The sequence below is a fragment of the Aquamicrobium sp. YD-1-mutant5 genome (genome assembly GCF_059509755.1).
Map to the genome: position 1 here is coordinate 45,191 of NZ_JCAKKP010000011.1, position 16,267 is coordinate 61,457.

Below are 16,267 nucleotides of genomic sequence, written 5' to 3' on the forward strand. Positions count from 1 at the left end.
CGTGCGCCTGCTCGCGGCCGCGTTTAGCGTCGTCATTGCCTCGGCAGCGATCGCTGCCGGGGTGCCGGACCATTTCGTATGGCCGATTCCCGCCTGGATGCCGCCCCCGCCGGTGCCGGACGACAACCCGATGACAGCGGCCAAGGTCGAGCTTGGACGCCACCTTTTCTACGATGCAAGACTGTCTGCTGACAACACGATCGCCTGTGCTTCCTGCCACGCTCAGAAGCTGGCGTTCACGGATGGCCGCGAGCTGGCCGTCGGCATCAACGGCACTGTTGCGTTCCGCAATGCACCATCGCTTGCAAATGTCGGTTATTTTCCCTTGGTGACCTGGGCCAATCCGCATGTGGGGAGCCTCGAATTTCAGGCGCTGATTCCGATCTTCGGAGACAATCCGGAGGAGATGGGATTAAACGGCAAGGAGAACGAAATCTTCGCGCGCCTGCGCGCGGACCCATTCTATGCGGAGGCTTTTCCGGAGGCATTTCCCGAGCGCCCGGATCTGGACCTCTTTACGGTCACCCGCGCCCTTGGCGCGTTTCAGCGGACCCTGATATCGGTCAACAGCTCCTATGATCGCTTCAAGTATGCAGGGGAGAAGAACGCCTTGTCGGACGCGGCGAAGCGCGGCGAGCAGCTTTTCTTCGACCACAGATTTGAATGCTACCACTGTCACACGGGCATTCATTTCACGAACAATCTGCAGACGTCCCGCAGCGCCTTCGCCGAAACAGGCATGCACAATACGGGCCTCTACAACATCGGCGGCACAGGCGACTATCCACGGCAAGCGACGGGCATGATCGAGTTCACCGGCGCCCCTTCGGATATGGGAAAGTTCCGCACCCCATCCCTGCGCAATGTCGCGGTGACCGCACCGTATTTCCATGACGGATCAGCCAGGACGCTGCGCGACGTGATCGATCACTACGCAGCCGGCGGCCGGACAATCAAGGATGGACCCTATGCCGGCATCGGGGCGAGAAGCCCCTACAAGGACGGGATGATCGCGGGGTTCCAACCTACCGACAAGGAGATCGACGACCTCGTCGCCTTCCTCGAGAGCCTGACAGATGAGGATTTCCTGTCCAATCCCGCCTATTCTGATCCGTGGCCTGCAGGCCATCCTGCGACCATCGAACGGGTTTCGCCATGACAAAGGTTGGCTTCCTGCTGATTGCAATTCTTGTGACAATACAACCGGTGCTGGCTCATGAATTTCGCCTGAACAATCTCCAGATCATCCATCCCGCGATTCCGGCGACGAGCCTTAACGCGACATCGGCACCGATCTATATGGTTCTTGCGAACGAAAGCGACCAAGCCGAACGGCTGCTGGCGATCGAAACTGACTTCGGGACCGTGACGTTTCAGCGGCCCGCAATTGCTGACGACGGAACCAGTCGCATGGAGGTCGTTCCCCATATCGATATTCCGTCGGGGGAAATCGTGCACCTGGCACGCGGCGAAATTCGTGGGGTCGTTGACGGGCTTTCGCGTCCGATCTTCGAAGGCGGGTTGCTTCCCGCAGTTCTGGTCTTCGAACGCAGGGGACGCTTCGAGATGTTCTGTATGGTCGATCCGCCTGACGACGATGAAAATGAAACCCTGGAGGACGCAGCGAATTCGGGCGACAGAACGGATCGCGCGGCGGATCTCCTGGCCATCAACACGGTATTGCGCGCGGAGCTGGGAAATAAGCCGGATATCGTCATTGCACCGGTCGTTCTGGATGGCGCTTTCGCCGTGGCGGGCTGGACGCACGGAGAGGCAGGTGCGCGTGTTTTGCTTCGCCGTGACACAAACGATGGATGGTATGTGGAGATGTGGTCTGGTGAAAGCCTTATGTTGCCTGCGACTCTCAGCAGTATCGGCGTACCAAGATCAGCCGCCGAAACCCTCCGTCGTGAACTATCAGCCTCCGAGGCGTTGCTCGGGCGTCCATTCACGGAGCGGTTCGACAACTATCCTGGCACTGTCGTCATTGGACGAAACAGGAGTTCCTTCGCAATCCCCTGAAACATCTGTCCTAGGTTGGAATTTTCGACACTTGGAAGAGAATCGGTGAAGCGCGGCACAAACGCGCAAGCTCAAGTTCATATTCTCAACTTGTCTAAAGCCTGTTAGATATTCCATTTTGGAGGAAGCGGATTGCGATATCGTGGGCTGAAGTCATGGAACATGGGGGTTGCGCTCGTCGCTTCCTACATGCTCGTGCTTCAGGCGCTGATCGGAGCTTTTGCACTTGGGGCGGCGGCGGCATCTCCGATGCTGGATGCCTTCGGCAATCCTCTTTGTATAACCAGCACTGATTCCACTGATACCGGCTCTGACCGTACCAGTCACAGCGCTATGCCGGACTGTTGCACGATAGCATGCAACATGTTCGCGCCGGTAACCACGGACGAACGCGCTCCATCGTCGGTCGCCAACCCGCTTCCCTTGGCCGTGGAAAAGCTCACTCCCGATTTCATTACTGTGGGACGTATTCTCTCTCCGGAAGAAAGCCCCGGAAGTCCCCGCTCACCTCCTCTGGCCGCTGCCTGAACTGGTCGCCTGACGGCGATTTTCAAGCAATAGCTTTGCGCCTCGCGGGAGATGCCGCGACTAGGCGCGCAAGAGGAGAAATTCAATGCAACTCTCATTCCGTGCGGCCGCACGTGCAGCCGCTTATCCGCTCATTCGTTTTCGGTCCATCGAGGAGCGACTGGGCATTATCGGATTCACGCTCGCCCTTCTGTTCGTGATGACAAATTCTATTATGGCGCACGAGTTCAAGGCCGGCGACATCGAACTCGTTCATCCCTGGTCCCGTGAAACTCCGCATGGAGCCAAGGTGGCAGCAGGTTACGTGAAGATCGTCAATCACGGCTCCGGGGCTGATCGACTTATCTCCGCTACCGGCGAAATCGCTGGCCGCACCGAAGTCCACGAGATGGCAGTCGACGACAAGGGCGTCATGACGATGCGCCCGGTCGAGGGAATCAATGTTCCCGCCGGCGGCGAGGTCGAACTCAAGCCGGGCGATTTCCACATTATGTTTCTGGACCTGACCGGTGCAAAGAAGAAGGGCGAGAAATTTGCCGGGAGCCTGACCTTCGAGAAAGCCGGCACCATCGAGGTCGAGTTCTCGGTGGACGCTATGGGCGGCGATACAGGGCACGGCTCCGGCCACGACAATCATGGTGGTCACGACAGCCATGGAGGATGACGGTCGCTCCCGGCGGCTGCGCATGGCTATTGCTGTTCTGGGGATACTCGCTTCCGTTCTGATACCGGCGACCGCCTGGGTCCTGTTCAGGCCTGGCGGTCCGCTGGTCGCGCAATCCCAACCCGCCGTGGACATTGGTGGGCCGTTCACGCTCGTCACCCACAAGGGCGATACGCTGAGCGATCAGGATCTGACCGGCCAGCCATATGCTGTGTTCTTCGGCTTCACCCACTGCCCGGAAATCTGCCCCACAACCTTGTGGGAGATGTCGGAGGCGCTCAAACAACTGGGGCCTGATGCTGAAAGGTTGAGAGTGCTGTTCATCAGCGTCGACTCGATGCGCGATACGCCTGAGTTTCTCGATAACTATCTGCAGTCCTTCGATCCACGGATCGTAGGACTTACGGGCAGCGAGGAAGAGATCGCAGCCGTCGGCAAGGGGTATCGTGCCTATTGGGAGAAAGTGCCAACCGAGGATGGCGACTACACGATGAACCATACTGCTTCCATCTACCTGATGGACGGCAGGGGACAGTTTGTCGGAACAATCGCTTATGGCGAACAGCAAACAGTGCGGATGGAAAAGCTGCGCAAGCTGCTTGCGGGAGCATCTATATGAGCGATGCTGCGAACGCACTGACAGCAATGGCCGCGACCGTTCTTACTGGGGCAGCCGCCGGGGTCATCGTCTTTACGGGCTCCGCATGGCTAAACCCCGCAGCGGCAGCGCTTGCCTTCGACTGGCTCGGTGACGGTCTGGGGCTGTCGGACGCGTTAATCCCGGCCTGGTTCCTCGGACATGTCGCGCTGATCGTCCACCACATCCTGCCTGGCATCGCCCGGTCATGAATCGCTAATTTGCACCCGCGCACCAGTGCGGGTGCAGCATCACACGGCTGCAAAGTGATCGCAACCGTTCCAACCCTGCCGGCAGGGCATGCCGGCTTACTTAAAGAAGGAAAAATCAATGTTGAAAAAACTCGTGCTTGCGCTCGCTGTGACAGCCATCACCGCGCCCGCAATGGCCCATGTGAGCCTCGAAACAAAGGAAGCGCCGGCTGGCTCGACTTATAAGGCCGTCTTCCGCGTTCCACATGGTTGCGAAGGCAAGCCGACCAACGTGGTTCGCGTGCAGATCCCCGAAGGTGTGATCTCGATCAAGCCGATGCCGAAAGCTGGCTGGACGCTGGAAAAGGTCCGCGGCGAATATGGAAAAAGCTACGATTACTACGGCTCGCAGGTCAGCGAGGGCGTGAAGGAAGTTGTTTGGTCAGGCGGCAATCTCGGCGATGACGAATATGACGAGTTCGTTCTGCGCGGCTACTTTTCGGCCGACCTTAAGGAAGGCGCCACGGTATATTTCCCGGTCGTTCAGGAGTGCCCGGACGGTCTGACCGAGCGGTGGATCGAGGTTCCGGCTGAGGGCCAGAGCAGTGACGATCTCGAACTGCCTGCGCCAAGCGTGAAACTCGGAAAGGCTCACGGCGGCCACTAAGCCGACAAACATCGGGTCGGCGGCAACGCCGACCCGCTCTTCTCGCTACGGAACAAAACTATGCCGCGCACTCTCCCATTCGCATCTTTCAGGCATTCAGGTGTCGTCCTCATCGCCATCATCTTCGCATGTGTTGCGATGTGCTCGCAGGCGTTGGCCCACGCTGCCCTGACCGGAACAAGCCCGAAGGATGGGGACGTGGTGCAGTCGGCACCATCGCGGCTTTCGCTCTCATTCAGCGAACCCGTGTCCCCTCTGGCGCTGAACCTGATCAAGCCCGACGGCACAACCATTGCGCTTGAAGATTTTGTATTGCGTGACCGCACCGTTGACATTGAAACTCCGCTGGATCTCGGCGCTGGGACGCACGTCGTGACATGGCGTGTCGTCTCCGAAGACGGCCATCCGGTAGGGGGATCGGTGATCTTTTCCATTGGTGAACCAAGTGCAGCCCCGCCGCCTGTTGCAGAACCCATTGATCCAACGGTCCGAGCAGGGCTCTGGATCACCAAGGTCATGCTCTACCTGGGGGTGTTCTTCGGCATAGGCAGCGCTTTCGCAGCTATCTGGCTCGTCCCTCAATCGCGATCGGGGTCGGCGGTGGCAGTTGTCGCGATCATTACTGGCGCTGTCGGAACCGCATTGTCCCCGGGACTACAGGGGCTCGATGCTCTTGGCGCGGCGGCTTCCCGCTTTTTCGATCCGCTGATGTGGGCAACGGGAATGAGCACCAGCTATGGACGGACAGTCGTGCTGCTATTGGTGGCGCTTGTATCCGCCCTGCTCGCACTAAAAGCAGGCTGCACCTGGTCGAGGTTATTGGCCGTTTTCGGCCTTCTTGGAGGGGCTGTGGCCCTGTCGCTGTCGGGGCATGCCAGTGCTGCCGAACCGCAATGGCTGATGCGTCCGGCGGTATTTGCACACGCTGCCGCGATCACTTTCTGGATCGGCTCCTTGTTGCCTATGGGCATTGCGCTGCGCACAGGAGCCACGGATGCCACAATCGCGCTGCGACGTTTCTCGAAGGCGATACCCTACGTCCTGCTGATCCTGATTGCCTCAGGACTTGTGCTGGCTGCGATACAGGTTCAACGGCCAGCGGCTCTCATCGAGACTGCCTACGGCCGGCTGCTTCTGGCAAAACTTATTCTTCTTGTCTTGCTGTTTGGACTTGCCGCGTTCAATCGCTGGAAATTCACAAAACCGGCCGAAAAGAGCGAACCCGTCGCGCGTCCTCATCTCGTGCGCTCCATTCTCGTCGAGACGCTTCTTGTGCTCGCGATCTTTGGCATTGCCGCGGGTTGGCGCTTCACGCCTCCGCCACGCTCCCTTGCCATCGCCGCTGCGCAACCGGCCGAGATGCATATTCACACCACCAAGGCCATGGCGGACGTTACGGTTCTGCCCGGAAGAACCGGTCTGGTTTCGGTAAGCGCGGTCTTGATGACAGGGGAGTTCGGGCCACTCGACGCCAAGGAAGTCACCTTCGTCTTCTCCAATCCGCAAGCAGGTATCGAACCCTTCCGACGCAAGGCCGAGAAACCGGGCGATGGAATATGGCGAGCGGACGACGTCGTCCTGCCCCTGCCAGGCAAATGGACCGTGCGCCTCGACATTCTGATTGCCGATTTCGATCTGGCTCGCATTCAGGGCGAGATCGAAATCCGACCATAGAGAAACGCAATACCGGAGGAATGCGATGCTCAGCCCTGCTACCCTTAGCCGATCCGCAGCGATTGCTGTCGCGATGGTCCTTTCAGTTCCATCGTTTGCTCACGATGATGCCGGAGCCATCCGCAATGTTCTAATGGAAACATTTGATCGCCCCGACGAGCGGTTGATCGTAGATCCCGTGACCGTCGAAGGAGACATCGCTGTCGCCGGATGGGCGCAGGGTGAGATGGGCGGTCGTGCCCTTATGCGTCTCAACGACGATCACTGGCAGATCGTCCTGTGCAGCGGTGACGCGCTGAAAGAAGCGCGAGCCTTGCAGCAATTTGGGCTCACCGCCGAACAGGCCGATGCGATCGCCAAAGCCGTTGCGGAGGTCGAGGCGAAGCTCGACCCGGCTCTTGTCGAAAAGTTCTCACGCTTCAACGGGGTCGTCCAGATGGACGCCGATGGCAGCCATCCTCCAGTGGCCGGCGACGGCAAACCGCACCAAGGCGGCCACGGCGCAGACCACAGCGACTGACACCATCGCAAAAACGGCGCGGCTGTCGGGAGCGCTCCAACTAGGCTGATTAGGGGACACAACATGGTCCACGCAACCCATGGAGCGGATACTCCTTGGGCAGCCCAATCTGCCAATAAGTTCTATTTGATAGCTTGGCGCTGGCACTTCTATGCAGGGCTGTACGTCATTCCGTTCCCGATCAGGTCGGCCACAACAGGCCCGGTCATGCTCTGGATATCGTGGGGTGCAGGTATCGACGGTGAGCGTATCGCTGTGAACCCGCAAGGCCAGCAATTGCCAATCTCCGTTCTTGTCGCAGCCGCTGAAGTCGGTGTGCCAGGTGGGAGCGCTTCACAGTATGTGGCGAGAGCACTGAGCGAGGATCTTCGGTCCCGTGTGTTGAAAGCTTCGAACGAAGGCCTGTCCGCTCGGCAAGCGGCAGCACGGTTCGGGATTGGCGTGTCGAGCGCAATCCAGTGGATAGCTGGGGCAACGCTCGGTGAGTTGAAGCCACGCCCACAAGGCCGAGGCCGCGCGTTCCGGCTTGATGAACATGAAGTTTCATTGTTGCGCTGATCAACGAGCGCAAGGACATCACGTTGAACGAGATGGTGGTGCGGTTGATGGCGGAGCGCGCGGTGCAGATCAGCCGCAGCGCGTTAAGTGCGTGGCTTCGCGGCAATGGCTGGGGCTCGCATGGCGATGCGCTTGAACTCCTTTAGCTTGCAGAAGAAGTTCTCGATGAGGTGCCGCCATTTGTAGAGTTCGCGATCGAGCGGCAAAGGACGCGCCCTGCGCGGATGTTGCGAGATGACGACCTTTGCGCCGCGTTCGTTGAGGTCGGCGACGATGGCGTCGCTATCGAAGGCCTTGTCTGCGATCAACCCGCCAAACTCGATGTCTTCAAGCAGCGGTTCGACCCCGATCGTGTCGAAGCGCTGGCCGGGCAGCAGTTCGAAGCGCACGAGATTGCCGAGCGCATCGGTCAGCGCCAAGATCTTGGTGGTCATGCCACCCTTCGAGCGGCCTATGGCCTGGCTCTGAGTCCCCCTTTTGCGCCCTGGCCATGGCGATGGATCTTGACGATGGTGGCGTCGACCATGGCGTATTCCATGTCCGGCTCGTCCGAGCAGGCTTCGAACAGCTTCACGAACACATCGGCCCTGCGCCAATCGCTGAAACGACGAAACGCCGTGCTCCAGTTGCCAAAATGCGCCGGCAGGTCACGCCACGGACTGCCCGTGCGGGTGATCCAAAGAACCGCCTCGATGAATAACCGGTTGTCACTGCCGCTGCGTCCGGGGTCGGTGGGCTTGCCCAAACAGTGCGGCTCAATCTTCGCCCATTGGGCGTCCGTCAACACAAATCGTTCCATCCAAATCTTGAATCACAGACAAGCTTCAATGTGAATCCTCACAGACCTTGGAGCAGGATCGTCCCGACTTCCTGAGGCGCCGTCGCGCCTGGTTCGACGGCCAACTCGATCTCGATCCGGCAAAATTGGTCTTCATTGATGAGAGTGTGCTGCAGAGCAGCGGAAGGAGTTCAACATGAACTAAGACCGTAGCGTGAAGCTGCGTGAATGATGGAGGACGGCCCTCCGGGATCGGCTTTCAGGGGCAGGTCCCAAACCAGTCCGAGCTGCTGCGGTAAAGAGCCGTGGTGGTGAGCGTCGGATGAAACGTTCGGGCGAGACCCGAGCAGGTGCATGTCCAAAAGACGAACGAAAGTGAACCCTCCGAGGACGCGTCGTTATGAACGTAAGTGTCGTCGAAACCAGGACCGTTTCGTCATCCTGGGACAAGTCCGCCAGACGCCTGATGACCGGGCGGGCGGCGACCGGCGTAGAGGGGGGCGTGAGTTGGACATAGGCTTTCACGCGGAACTGCAGGAACCAGGCTCCTGATGCAAAGGGAGAAGCTCAAGCGGAGCAAACCGCAAGGCGAGAGTACCGATGCAGGAGACCGGGGCGGACCGACCCGTATGAGCGTTTGAAGGCCCTGTAATGGGGCTGGAGCAAAGGGGTCGGATCAGGTGGTCGTACTGTTTGAAACAACTGGAAACAGGATGACTTCGGAAAGTACGACAGACAAGCCGTTTCGAATAGAGAAACGTCAAGTGTACGAAGCTTACAAAGCGGTCAAAGCCAACCATGGCGCAGCCGGGGTGGACGGGCAGACTCTGGAGATGTTCGAAAAGGACCTTGCAGGAAACCTCTACAAGGTCTGGAATCGGATGTCCTCAGGGACGTACTTCCCACCGCCGGTTCGCGCTGTCTCCATTCCGAAGAAGAGTGGAGGCGAAAGGGTTTTGGGTGTGCCCACCGTCAGCGATCGGATCGCGCAGATGGTGGTCAAGCAGATGATTGAGCCGGATTTGGACTCCCTCTTTCTTCCAGACTCCTACGGCTACAGGCCTGGAAAATCAGCCCTGGATGCCGTGGGTGTGACGCGGCAGCGGTGCTGGAAGTATGACTGGGTTCTGGAATTCGACATCAAAGGGCTGTTTGATAACCTTCCGCACGATCTCCTGTTGAAGGCGGTCAGGAAGCACGTCGCATGCAAGTGGGCTCTGCTCTACATCGAAAGATGGCTGGCAGCGCCGATGGAGAAGAACGGAGAAGTAGTCGAGCGCACACGCGGTACCCCGCAAGGAGGTGTTGTCAGCCCGATCTTGTCGAATCTCTTCATGCACTATGCATTTGATCTGTGGATGACGCGGACACACCCTGACTTTCCATGGTGTCGATATGCAGACGATGGCCTTGTGCATTGCCGGAATGAGCAGCAGGCAGAAGCCCTCAAGGCGGAGCTTGGTGCTCGACTGGAAGCATGCGGGCTCCAAATGCATCCGACAAAGACCAAGATCGTCTATTGCAAAGACCAAAGGCGCAGAGGGGAATACCCGAATGTCGTGTTCGACTTCCTCGGGTATCAGTTCCGACCGCGACGCGTGGCGAACACACAGCGAGATGAGTTCTTCTGTGGCTACACGCCTGCGGCCAGCCCAACGGCAATGAAGTCGATGCGAGCCACGATCAAAAGCTTGAACATCCCGCGGCAAACGCCGGGGACGCTGGCTGAAATCGCCCAACAGCTCAATCCACTCCTTCGGGGATGGATAGCCTATTACGGCCGTTACAGCCGTTCGGCCCTGTCCACTCTGGCTGATTACGTCAACCGGAAGCTCAGGGCGTGGATCATGCGTAAGTTCAAGCGCTTTCAGTCTCATAAGACGCGTGCCAGCCTCTTCGTGAGAAAGCTGGCGCGGGAAAATCCAGGACTGTTTGTGCACTGGAAGGCGTTCGGAACGAATACGTTTGCCTGATGGGAGCGGTGTGAATCGAGAGGTTCACGCACCGTTCTGCGAGGGGCCGGCAGGTGAAATCCCTCCGGCCTACTCACCCAGGTCTGTCGGCCAGGATGGCGCGACTACGCGTTCGTGCACCGCGCGGTGAACGCCGCCGCGTCGGCATGCCGCATGGGCATTGGAAGACCACGACATTCACCGGCGCGCTGCGGCTGACTGGCACGACCGCACCCTTCGTCTACGATGGCGCCATGAATGGCAATGTATTCTTCGCCTATATCGAGCAGGCCCTGATTCCGACCCTGTCGGCAGGCGATATCGTCGTGATGGATAATTTGCCCGCTCACAAAACCGCCGGCGTGCGCGACGCAATCGAAGCGGCCGGTGCGAGGTTGATGTTCCTGCCGCCATATAGTCCCGATTTCAACCCCATTGAGAATGCCTTCTCAACTAGTCGACAAGGCCGACAGGAAGACCGCCTGGGAATTCCTTCAGCATATGCTCTAAGCCGTACCCTACCAGGTCCATACCATTCTCACCGACAACGGCATCCAGTTCGCAGAGCAGCCTCGGAACCGGAATACCATCTACTCCCGGCCGATGCGCTTTGACATGATCTGCGAGGCCAACGGGATCGAGCACAGGCTGACCAAACCCAACCATCCATGGACCAATGGCCAAGTCGAACGGATGAACCGCACGATCAAGGAGACCACCGTCAAGCGCTTCCATTACGACAGCCACGAGCAGTTGCGTACACACCTCGCCGACTTCATGGCGGCCTACAACTTCGCACGAAGGCTCAAGAACCTCGGCGGTCTCACGCCCTACGAATACATCTGCAAGATCTGGACATCAGAGCCAGATCGATTCATCCTGAACCCGATCCACCAAATGCCGGGACTGAACACCCAGGGCACGCGTTACGTTTTCCTCGCAATCATCAGGACAATCGAAGAGTTTTGAGGGGTCCTAAGGAAACCTCCGCAACCAATTCCCCGACTCTGCAATCCAGTACAGTGCAAAAAAAGCCCGCTGCCGGGTTATCATTTCGGCAGCGGGTGGGCGCAAGTTCAATTGATGATGCTCAAAATATAAGGCTAATGCTGGCCGCCCTTGCGGCCGGCTTCGGAAGCTCGCTCACGGTCTTCGGCAAAGTTGCCCTTTCGGCCGCGGCGATTGCCTTCGTCCTTACTGCGCTCGGAAGCATGCCGCTGCGTGTTCTGATCATCATTCTTATGGCTCTGCTGACCGGCTTTCACATGCTGTTCGTGGGTTCCGCCTTGGTTCGGCATAGTGCTTCTCCTTGTTGGGTTATGCATGGCTTCATCGCCTTGCCCAAACGCAACGGAACGTGCCGCTTACCGTTCCCTCACGTAATATTTCGTGTTTATGCCGCTGTTCAACCGACACTATCCGTTATCATGATATGAAAATGTCTCGCTAATCCAGCAAAGGGGAGAGAAATGCAGCTTCATCAACGAGGTGTTGACCTTCTTCTCAAAGTTATGGATGCCGCAGACCACGCAGACAAGCTCGAGACCAATCAAACACAAGCACTTCTTAAGGAGGTCTCGGAGGTATTGGCAGCAATTCTGGAACGGGATGCAAGGAATATCGTGATTCGGGATGATCCCAACGACATATTGCGACAGCGACGATATGGAGATTATGTAGGACGCTAAGTAGCAGCGGGCTTTCCAGCCGCGTGGCCGTCATGGCGAGCGCGAGAACGATCAAAGCCAACGGCAAGGTGAAGACGAGGGAAGCTGCAAAAGCTCTGACCCATCCCGCCCGCGCGAGACCAAGCCCAAAGCCGACCTCGATGGAGGCCGGACCGGGTAGGAACTGGCACAGCGCCACCAAATCGGCATAGGCGTTCACTCAGTCATTTTCGCCAGGTCACCAGCTCGTCCCGAGAACAGCCCAGATGCGCAATCGGTCCACCGAAGGAGTAAGCCCCATTTTCGCGAGCGAGGACGTGCGATCGATGCGGGATAGATTCTCAGATGCAGCCATCAAGTTGACTGCCGCATCTGGGCTTCACCACTCTCCATTGCTTTCGGAATAGGGGTAAGTGAGGTAGGTAGAGACGTCATGTATCAGCAGCGTGACCTTCATCCATTTCCTCCAGTACATCGACCACCGGATCATAGCAGGATAACGGTTTCATCCGAGCTGTCGGAGCGAACTCCTGAAAAGCTTTGGCGACGGAGGACTAGTTGGGGATTCAGTCGGCCGGTGAGGCCGCAACGGGCGCCTGACCAGAAAATCTCCGTGAGGGAACCCCACTATTCAGAAGGACCCGAAAGAAGCGCTGCATGATTTTCTCACTCCATCGTAACTTCCGCCAGTGCATCGGAATCTTTGAGAAAAAGAATAACGGCTTTTCGTGCTTCAGCAGGGGCGATGGAGCCCTTCAGAGCTTCGTCGATTTTCGCGACCGTTTCATAAAACAGTGGAGTTCTTTTGTCCGGTTTCAGAGCTTCAAGAAATTCTTTTGCATCCTCAACTGTTTCCAGCTGTTGAATCTCGATACCTCGCTTACGTGCCCAGATACTCGTGCTGAACCACTGCATACACACCTCCCTGAATATTTTGACCAACGCACAGGCGGCGATGTGGTTTCATGAACATCTCTGAACGCCTTGCCCGTGAAGCCTATGACCGCCAAGCCATGGCGACCGATGTCCGATGCCTTCCCAGACAGCACCGTCTGTGAACCTCGGTTCCTCGACGATAAGCGTTGGTATTGCATCGATCCGCGCGCCCCTGTTTACGCATGATTGCCTGGCGTCCCGCCTGCGCGCATCTGACCAGCCAGCGTCGGCACCACATCAAGCACCAGGCAAGGTGGAGATGAGCAGGCAGAACCAATCAACCCGGCACCCTGCAGTGATGGCAGGCAAGCGGCGCAACATGAGCTTTGGGGGAGCGCGCCGGCATATCCATCGCCAGTTAAGCCAACTTCCTGCGCGGAACTGCCTCCGGCTACGCCACTGGATTGGCCGGTGGCCGCGCAGATGCGATCGACAGGTTAGATGCCTTCAGGAAGTCACGGGTGACAAGCCTGCGGAACCATTTTCCGACTAATGTGCTTAGCAAGCCGGGCTTTCTTTTAAGGTTTCTCGGAACAGTCTTGCTCACGGCCCGTTGGTTAATCCTACAAGGAAGGAGACCAACATGACGCATCAGGACCCTAATATTAACGAAACTTTCGATCTTGTGGCGAGCGACATGGTTATCGGAACCAATGTCTATGACGCAGAGGGAAACAGCGTCGGCGAAGTGGAGAAGCTGGTTCTGGGCAAGCGAAGTGGGAAGGTTGCTTATGCCGTGCTCAGCTTGGGCGGCTTTCTGGGAATTGGCACTGATTATTACCCGGTGCCCTGGGAAACGCTGACTTATGATGAAAGCGTTCAGGGCTTCAGGGTGAATATTACCAAAGAGCAGATTGAAGGTGCCCCTCGCTACAATCCGGCCGATGATTACGATTGGTTTGAAGGCGGCAGAACTGTCGACGAATATTACGGGACCCGGCCTTACGCCCTCTGAGGCCTTACTAAAGGAGCTGCCCCCAACGCAGCTCCTTTTCAAGGAGAAAATTGTCTGATCATAGGCTCTAACGTCCCATGGATCAAATCCTGCAAATATTCGAGTGGAAACGCTTGTTGTTGGGTGACGAGCCGCCATGGTTCTTCATAGAGATTCTTTTTCGTACCGCCGTTGTATATGTCTATGCGTTGCTGCTGATCCGCTGGCTGGGTAGTCGCACCATCGGCCAACTGTCCACAATCGAATTTCTTCTGGTAATCGCCTTAGGCTCAGCCGTAGGCGATTCAATGTTCTATCCTGACGTTCCCCTTTTGCACGCCTTGTTGGTAATAACGGTGGTGGTCGTTGCCAATAAGGGACTGGATGTCCTAATCGCGAAAAATTCCTCTGCGGAGAGAGCTCTTGATGGGGCCCCCGAAGAAGCCGTCAGAGATGGCGTGATCTGCCAGTCATTTCTTTCCAGCACGAGTTTGAGCCAAAGCGAGCTTTTTCAGCAACTGAGAGAAAAAGGCATTTCGCAACTTGGGGAGGTAGCCCACGCCTACATTGAGACCGACGGAATGCTTAGCGTATTCAAGGCAACCCCTCCGCACCCCGGATTACCCATCGTGCCTCCGTGGGAAAACACCCCGCCACCCGAAATCACTTCGGGCGACAGGGATTTTGCAGTGGGCCAAGTCGCATGCAAAACTTGCGGCGCTATTGCGCAAGAAGAAAATGCTCGCTGTCTTCATTGTGATGACGACCACTGGATAAAGATATCATCCTCTGGCCTGGCCGAATTCAACGCAGGATCTAGCAGGCTGTTGAAGAAGTCAGCCGCGAATGCAGACGAAGCCTGAATCGTCGCCATTGTGGATGTAGAAGTGGCCGACGAGCCGGCCTGCGGTGCCGAAGACAACCACCTGCGGCCAGAGGCGGGATCGTTTTCGTCATAGCCTTCCCATGAGAATTCGGCGCAGGTAGATCGCCTCTTCAACGAGGTCGAGGGGTCATTGGCCCAGACATCCATCTCGACGATACGCCAGCGGCCGGCAAAAGCCTTGGCGAAGGCGGGAACCTTGGGCATCAGCCGGTCCACAACGATGATCCTCTCCATCGACACCCTCTCCGTGACCTCGAAGACCGCGTCCAGCCGGTTGGAGGCCGTCTCGTCCGGCGCCATGGGTCGGAAATTTCGGGCTTGGGCGTTAAGCCGGACCACCTCGCGCAGGTATTGCCCCATCACGCGGGTCGCCTCGGCGGTCATCGCGCCCATCTGCGGCACGTCCAATGCCAGTTCCTTCCAGTCCGGCAGCAGGAGATCGCGTTTCAGCACGCCGCCATTGGCGTGCGACAGCGCGCCCATACGCTTTTCGCCCTCCGGCGCGAGCGCGGCAAGCTCCGGCCTGAGCCGGCCGTTCTCGTCGAACAGCTCGTCCGGCCGGTAGCCGCGCATCCATTCCTCGAGGATTTTCCGGTGCGCCGCGTCGCCGCGCCCATTGGACACCGGCACCTGATGCGAGCGCCAGAAATCCTCGACCTTCTGGCCGTCGACCTCCTTCGGTCCGGTCCAGCCTTCGGGCTGCGCAGCACGATCATCGGCCAGCGCGGACGGCCACGTTCGCTGTCGCCGGGACGCCATTCCCGCTTTATTGCGGCGATGCGCTCAAGCGTTGCGTCGAGCACGTCTATCATCGCCGCATGCATCGGCGCGGGCTCGTGCCCCTCGACAAAGAACGGCTCGTAGCCATAGCCGGCGAAGAGGCTTTCCAGCTCGGCATTGTCCATGCGCGCAAGCACCGTCGGATTGGCGATCTTGTAGCCGTTGAGGTGCAGCATCGGCAGCACCGTGCCGTCTGTCCCCGGGTTGAGGAACTTGTTCGAGTGCCACGCCGCCGCCAGCGGCCCGGTCTCGGCCTCGCCGTCGCCCACCCCGCAGGCAACGACGAGATCGGGGTTGTCGAAGGCCGCGCCATAGGCGTGGACGAGCGCGTAGCCGAGCTCGCCGCCTTCGTGGATCGAGCCAGGCGTCTCTGGCGCCACATGGCTCGCTACGCCGCCAGGAAAGGAGAACTGCCTGAACAACGTTTTCATGCCCTCGACGTCTCGGCCGACATGCGGATACACCTCGCTGTAGGTGCCCTCCAGCCACGTGTTGGCGACCATGGCCGGGACCGCAGATAGAGAGGACATCGAGACCGCGCTCCCTGATCACGCGATTCAGATGCACGTAGATGAAGTTGAGGCCGGGCAGGGCTCGGGGCCGAGGCGAAGAAGCCGTCGCAGCAGCTTTCCCGGGTGCTATCCTTTTCCGGTCGGCGGTGATGACGGGAAGTGACGACGCCTTTCTGACGACGATCGTGCGAATAGTCGGCATGCTTCCTGCCAACCCGCTGTTCGGCAGCCGTCTTCAGCCGGCATTCGTCGAAGACGTTGCGCAGGCCATTGCGCCTCTTACGTCAGGAACGGTCGAATCCAGGGCTCCTGTTTTCGAATTCGGCGGTGCCCGCATCTACACCTACCGAAATCTGGTTCG

Annotated in this window: 13 protein-coding genes and 9 pseudogenes; 15 read left to right on the forward strand and 7 right to left on the reverse strand. The window is 58.3% G+C overall.

The window, feature by feature from the left end; all coding sequences use genetic code 11:
• Position 1 precedes the first annotated feature (1 nt).
• From AC5XE7_RS14790 to AC5XE7_RS14830, 9 genes and pseudogenes are all read left to right on the forward strand, one after another.
• On the forward strand, positions 2-1,159 hold the full coding sequence (locus tag AC5XE7_RS14790) for a methanobactin export MATE transporter MbnM (protein ID WP_287943094.1): 1,158 nt from the start codon (positions 2-4) through the stop codon (positions 1,157-1,159).
• Positions 1,156-2,022 carry a copper uptake system-associated protein gene (locus tag AC5XE7_RS14795; RefSeq protein ID WP_287943093.1) on the forward strand — a complete coding sequence of 289 codons (867 nt, stop codon included), beginning with the start codon at positions 1,156-1,158 and terminating at the stop codon, positions 2,020-2,022. The genes AC5XE7_RS14790 and AC5XE7_RS14795 overlap by 4 nt, the downstream gene beginning before the upstream one ends.
• A gap of 613 nt (positions 2,023-2,635) precedes the next feature.
• Complete coding sequence (locus AC5XE7_RS14800) at positions 2,636-3,214, forward strand: copper chaperone PCu(A)C (RefSeq protein ID WP_287943091.1); 579 nt, start codon at positions 2,636-2,638, stop codon at positions 3,212-3,214.
• 22 nt (positions 3,215-3,236) lie between these two features.
• Positions 3,237-3,833, forward strand: a complete 597-nt coding sequence (locus AC5XE7_RS14805) for an SCO family protein (protein WP_495917818.1) — start codon at positions 3,237-3,239, stop codon at positions 3,831-3,833.
• Positions 3,830-4,063, forward strand: a complete 234-nt coding sequence (locus AC5XE7_RS14810) for a hypothetical protein (protein ID WP_287943089.1) — start codon at positions 3,830-3,832, stop codon at positions 4,061-4,063. The genes AC5XE7_RS14805 and AC5XE7_RS14810 overlap by 4 nt, the downstream gene beginning before the upstream one ends.
• 118 nt (positions 4,064-4,181) lie before the next feature.
• The gene (locus AC5XE7_RS14815; protein ID WP_495366652.1) at positions 4,182-4,709 is read left to right on the forward strand and encodes a YcnI family copper-binding membrane protein; all 528 of its coding nucleotides are present in this window, start codon (positions 4,182-4,184) and stop codon (positions 4,707-4,709) included.
• Positions 4,710-4,769: 60 nt separating this feature from the next.
• On the forward strand, positions 4,770-6,383 hold the full coding sequence (locus tag AC5XE7_RS14820; protein WP_495366651.1) for a copper resistance CopC/CopD family protein: 1,614 nt from the start codon (positions 4,770-4,772) through the stop codon (positions 6,381-6,383).
• Positions 6,384-6,408: 25 nt separating this feature from the next.
• Positions 6,409-6,903, forward strand: coding sequence for a copper uptake system-associated protein (locus AC5XE7_RS14825; RefSeq protein ID WP_495366650.1), 495 nt, complete (start codon positions 6,409-6,411; stop codon positions 6,901-6,903).
• Between the two features lie 342 nt (positions 6,904-7,245).
• Positions 7,246-7,574: pseudogene (locus tag AC5XE7_RS14830) on the forward strand (IS630 family transposase); the annotation flags it as partial.
• Between the two features lie 3 nt (positions 7,575-7,577).
• Here the strand turns inward: AC5XE7_RS14830 and AC5XE7_RS14835 are convergent.
• Positions 7,578-8,260: pseudogene (locus AC5XE7_RS14835) on the reverse strand (IS5 family transposase); the annotation flags it as partial.
• 50 nt (positions 8,261-8,310) lie between these two features.
• On the opposite strand from AC5XE7_RS14835, the pseudogene AC5XE7_RS14840 reads away from it, so the two are divergent.
• From AC5XE7_RS14840 to AC5XE7_RS14855, 4 genes and pseudogenes are all read left to right on the forward strand, one after another.
• A pseudogene (locus AC5XE7_RS14840) lies at positions 8,311-8,406 on the forward strand (IS630 family transposase); the annotation flags it as partial.
• Between the two features lie 546 nt (positions 8,407-8,952).
• Positions 8,953-10,212 carry a group II intron reverse transcriptase/maturase gene (gene ltrA / locus AC5XE7_RS14845; RefSeq protein WP_495366688.1) on the forward strand — a complete coding sequence of 420 codons (1,260 nt, stop codon included), beginning with the start codon at positions 8,953-8,955 and terminating at the stop codon, positions 10,210-10,212.
• Between the two features lie 80 nt (positions 10,213-10,292).
• Positions 10,293-10,676, forward strand: a pseudogene (locus tag AC5XE7_RS14850) (IS630 family transposase); the annotation flags it as partial.
• 145 nt (positions 10,677-10,821) lie between these two features.
• A pseudogene (locus tag AC5XE7_RS14855) lies at positions 10,822-11,160 on the forward strand (integrase core domain-containing protein); the annotation flags it as partial.
• Positions 11,161-11,294: 134 nt separating this feature from the next.
• Here AC5XE7_RS14855 and AC5XE7_RS14860 read toward each other — a convergent pair.
• From AC5XE7_RS14860 to AC5XE7_RS14875, 4 genes and pseudogenes are all read right to left on the reverse strand, one after another.
• Complete coding sequence (locus AC5XE7_RS14860; RefSeq protein ID WP_495366649.1) at positions 11,295-11,489, reverse strand: KGG domain-containing protein; 195 nt, start codon at positions 11,487-11,489, stop codon at positions 11,295-11,297.
• Positions 11,490-11,838: 349 nt separating this feature from the next.
• Positions 11,839-12,193: pseudogene (locus AC5XE7_RS14865) on the reverse strand (chromate transporter); the annotation flags it as partial.
• A 44-nt stretch (positions 12,194-12,237) separates the two neighbouring features.
• Positions 12,238-12,412 (reverse strand): annotated as a pseudogene (locus tag AC5XE7_RS14870) (arsenical resistance protein ArsH); the annotation flags it as partial.
• A gap of 112 nt (positions 12,413-12,524) precedes the next feature.
• Positions 12,525-12,773 (reverse strand): DUF982 domain-containing protein, encoded by a 249-nt coding sequence (locus AC5XE7_RS14875; protein ID WP_495366648.1) that lies wholly within the window; start codon positions 12,771-12,773, stop codon positions 12,525-12,527.
• 604 nt (positions 12,774-13,377) lie between these two features.
• Here AC5XE7_RS14875 and AC5XE7_RS14880 point away from each other — a divergent pair.
• Positions 13,378-13,749: a PRC-barrel domain-containing protein gene (locus tag AC5XE7_RS14880; protein WP_495366647.1), complete on the forward strand. Its 372-nt coding sequence runs from the start codon at positions 13,378-13,380 to the stop codon at positions 13,747-13,749.
• A 77-nt stretch (positions 13,750-13,826) separates the two neighbouring features.
• Positions 13,827-14,591, forward strand: coding sequence for a DUF421 domain-containing protein (locus AC5XE7_RS14885; protein ID WP_495366646.1), 765 nt, complete (start codon positions 13,827-13,829; stop codon positions 14,589-14,591).
• Here the strand turns inward: AC5XE7_RS14885 and AC5XE7_RS14890 are convergent.
• Positions 14,565-14,818, reverse strand: a pseudogene (locus tag AC5XE7_RS14890) (hypothetical protein). The gene AC5XE7_RS14885 and the pseudogene AC5XE7_RS14890 overlap by 27 nt on opposite strands.
• A 78-nt stretch (positions 14,819-14,896) precedes the next feature.
• Positions 14,897-16,108: pseudogene (locus AC5XE7_RS14895) on the reverse strand (phosphoketolase family protein); the annotation flags it as partial.
• Positions 16,109-16,267: the final 159 nt, after the last annotated feature.

Excerpts from the sequence above, each read along its gene's own strand:
- ltrA (WP_495366688.1), top strand. The coding sequence starts at position 8,953 with ATGACTTCGGAAAGTACGACAGACAAGCCGTTTCGAATAGAGAAACGT.
- AC5XE7_RS14885 (WP_495366646.1), top strand. The coding sequence starts at position 13,827 with ATGGATCAAATCCTGCAAATATTCGAGTGGAAACGCTTGTTGTTGGGT.
- AC5XE7_RS14820 (WP_495366651.1), top strand. The coding sequence starts at position 4,770 with ATGCCGCGCACTCTCCCATTCGCATCTTTCAGGCATTCAGGTGTCGTC.
- AC5XE7_RS14825 (WP_495366650.1), top strand. The coding sequence starts at position 6,409 with ATGCTCAGCCCTGCTACCCTTAGCCGATCCGCAGCGATTGCTGTCGCG.
- AC5XE7_RS14805 (WP_495917818.1), top strand. The coding sequence starts at position 3,237 with ATGGCTATTGCTGTTCTGGGGATACTCGCTTCCGTTCTGATACCGGCG.
- AC5XE7_RS14810 (WP_287943089.1), top strand. The coding sequence starts at position 3,830 with ATGAGCGATGCTGCGAACGCACTGACAGCAATGGCCGCGACCGTTCTT.
- AC5XE7_RS14795 (WP_287943093.1), top strand. The coding sequence starts at position 1,156 with ATGACAAAGGTTGGCTTCCTGCTGATTGCAATTCTTGTGACAATACAA.
- AC5XE7_RS14815 (WP_495366652.1), top strand. The coding sequence starts at position 4,182 with ATGTTGAAAAAACTCGTGCTTGCGCTCGCTGTGACAGCCATCACCGCG.
- AC5XE7_RS14880 (WP_495366647.1), top strand. The coding sequence starts at position 13,378 with ATGACGCATCAGGACCCTAATATTAACGAAACTTTCGATCTTGTGGCG.
- AC5XE7_RS14800 (WP_287943091.1), top strand. The coding sequence starts at position 2,636 with ATGCAACTCTCATTCCGTGCGGCCGCACGTGCAGCCGCTTATCCGCTC.
- AC5XE7_RS14875 (WP_495366648.1), bottom strand. The coding sequence starts at position 12,773 with ATGCAGTGGTTCAGCACGAGTATCTGGGCACGTAAGCGAGGTATCGAG.
- AC5XE7_RS14860 (WP_495366649.1), bottom strand. The coding sequence starts at position 11,489 with ATGCCGAACCAAGGCGGAACCCACGAACAGCATGTGAAAGCCGGTCAG.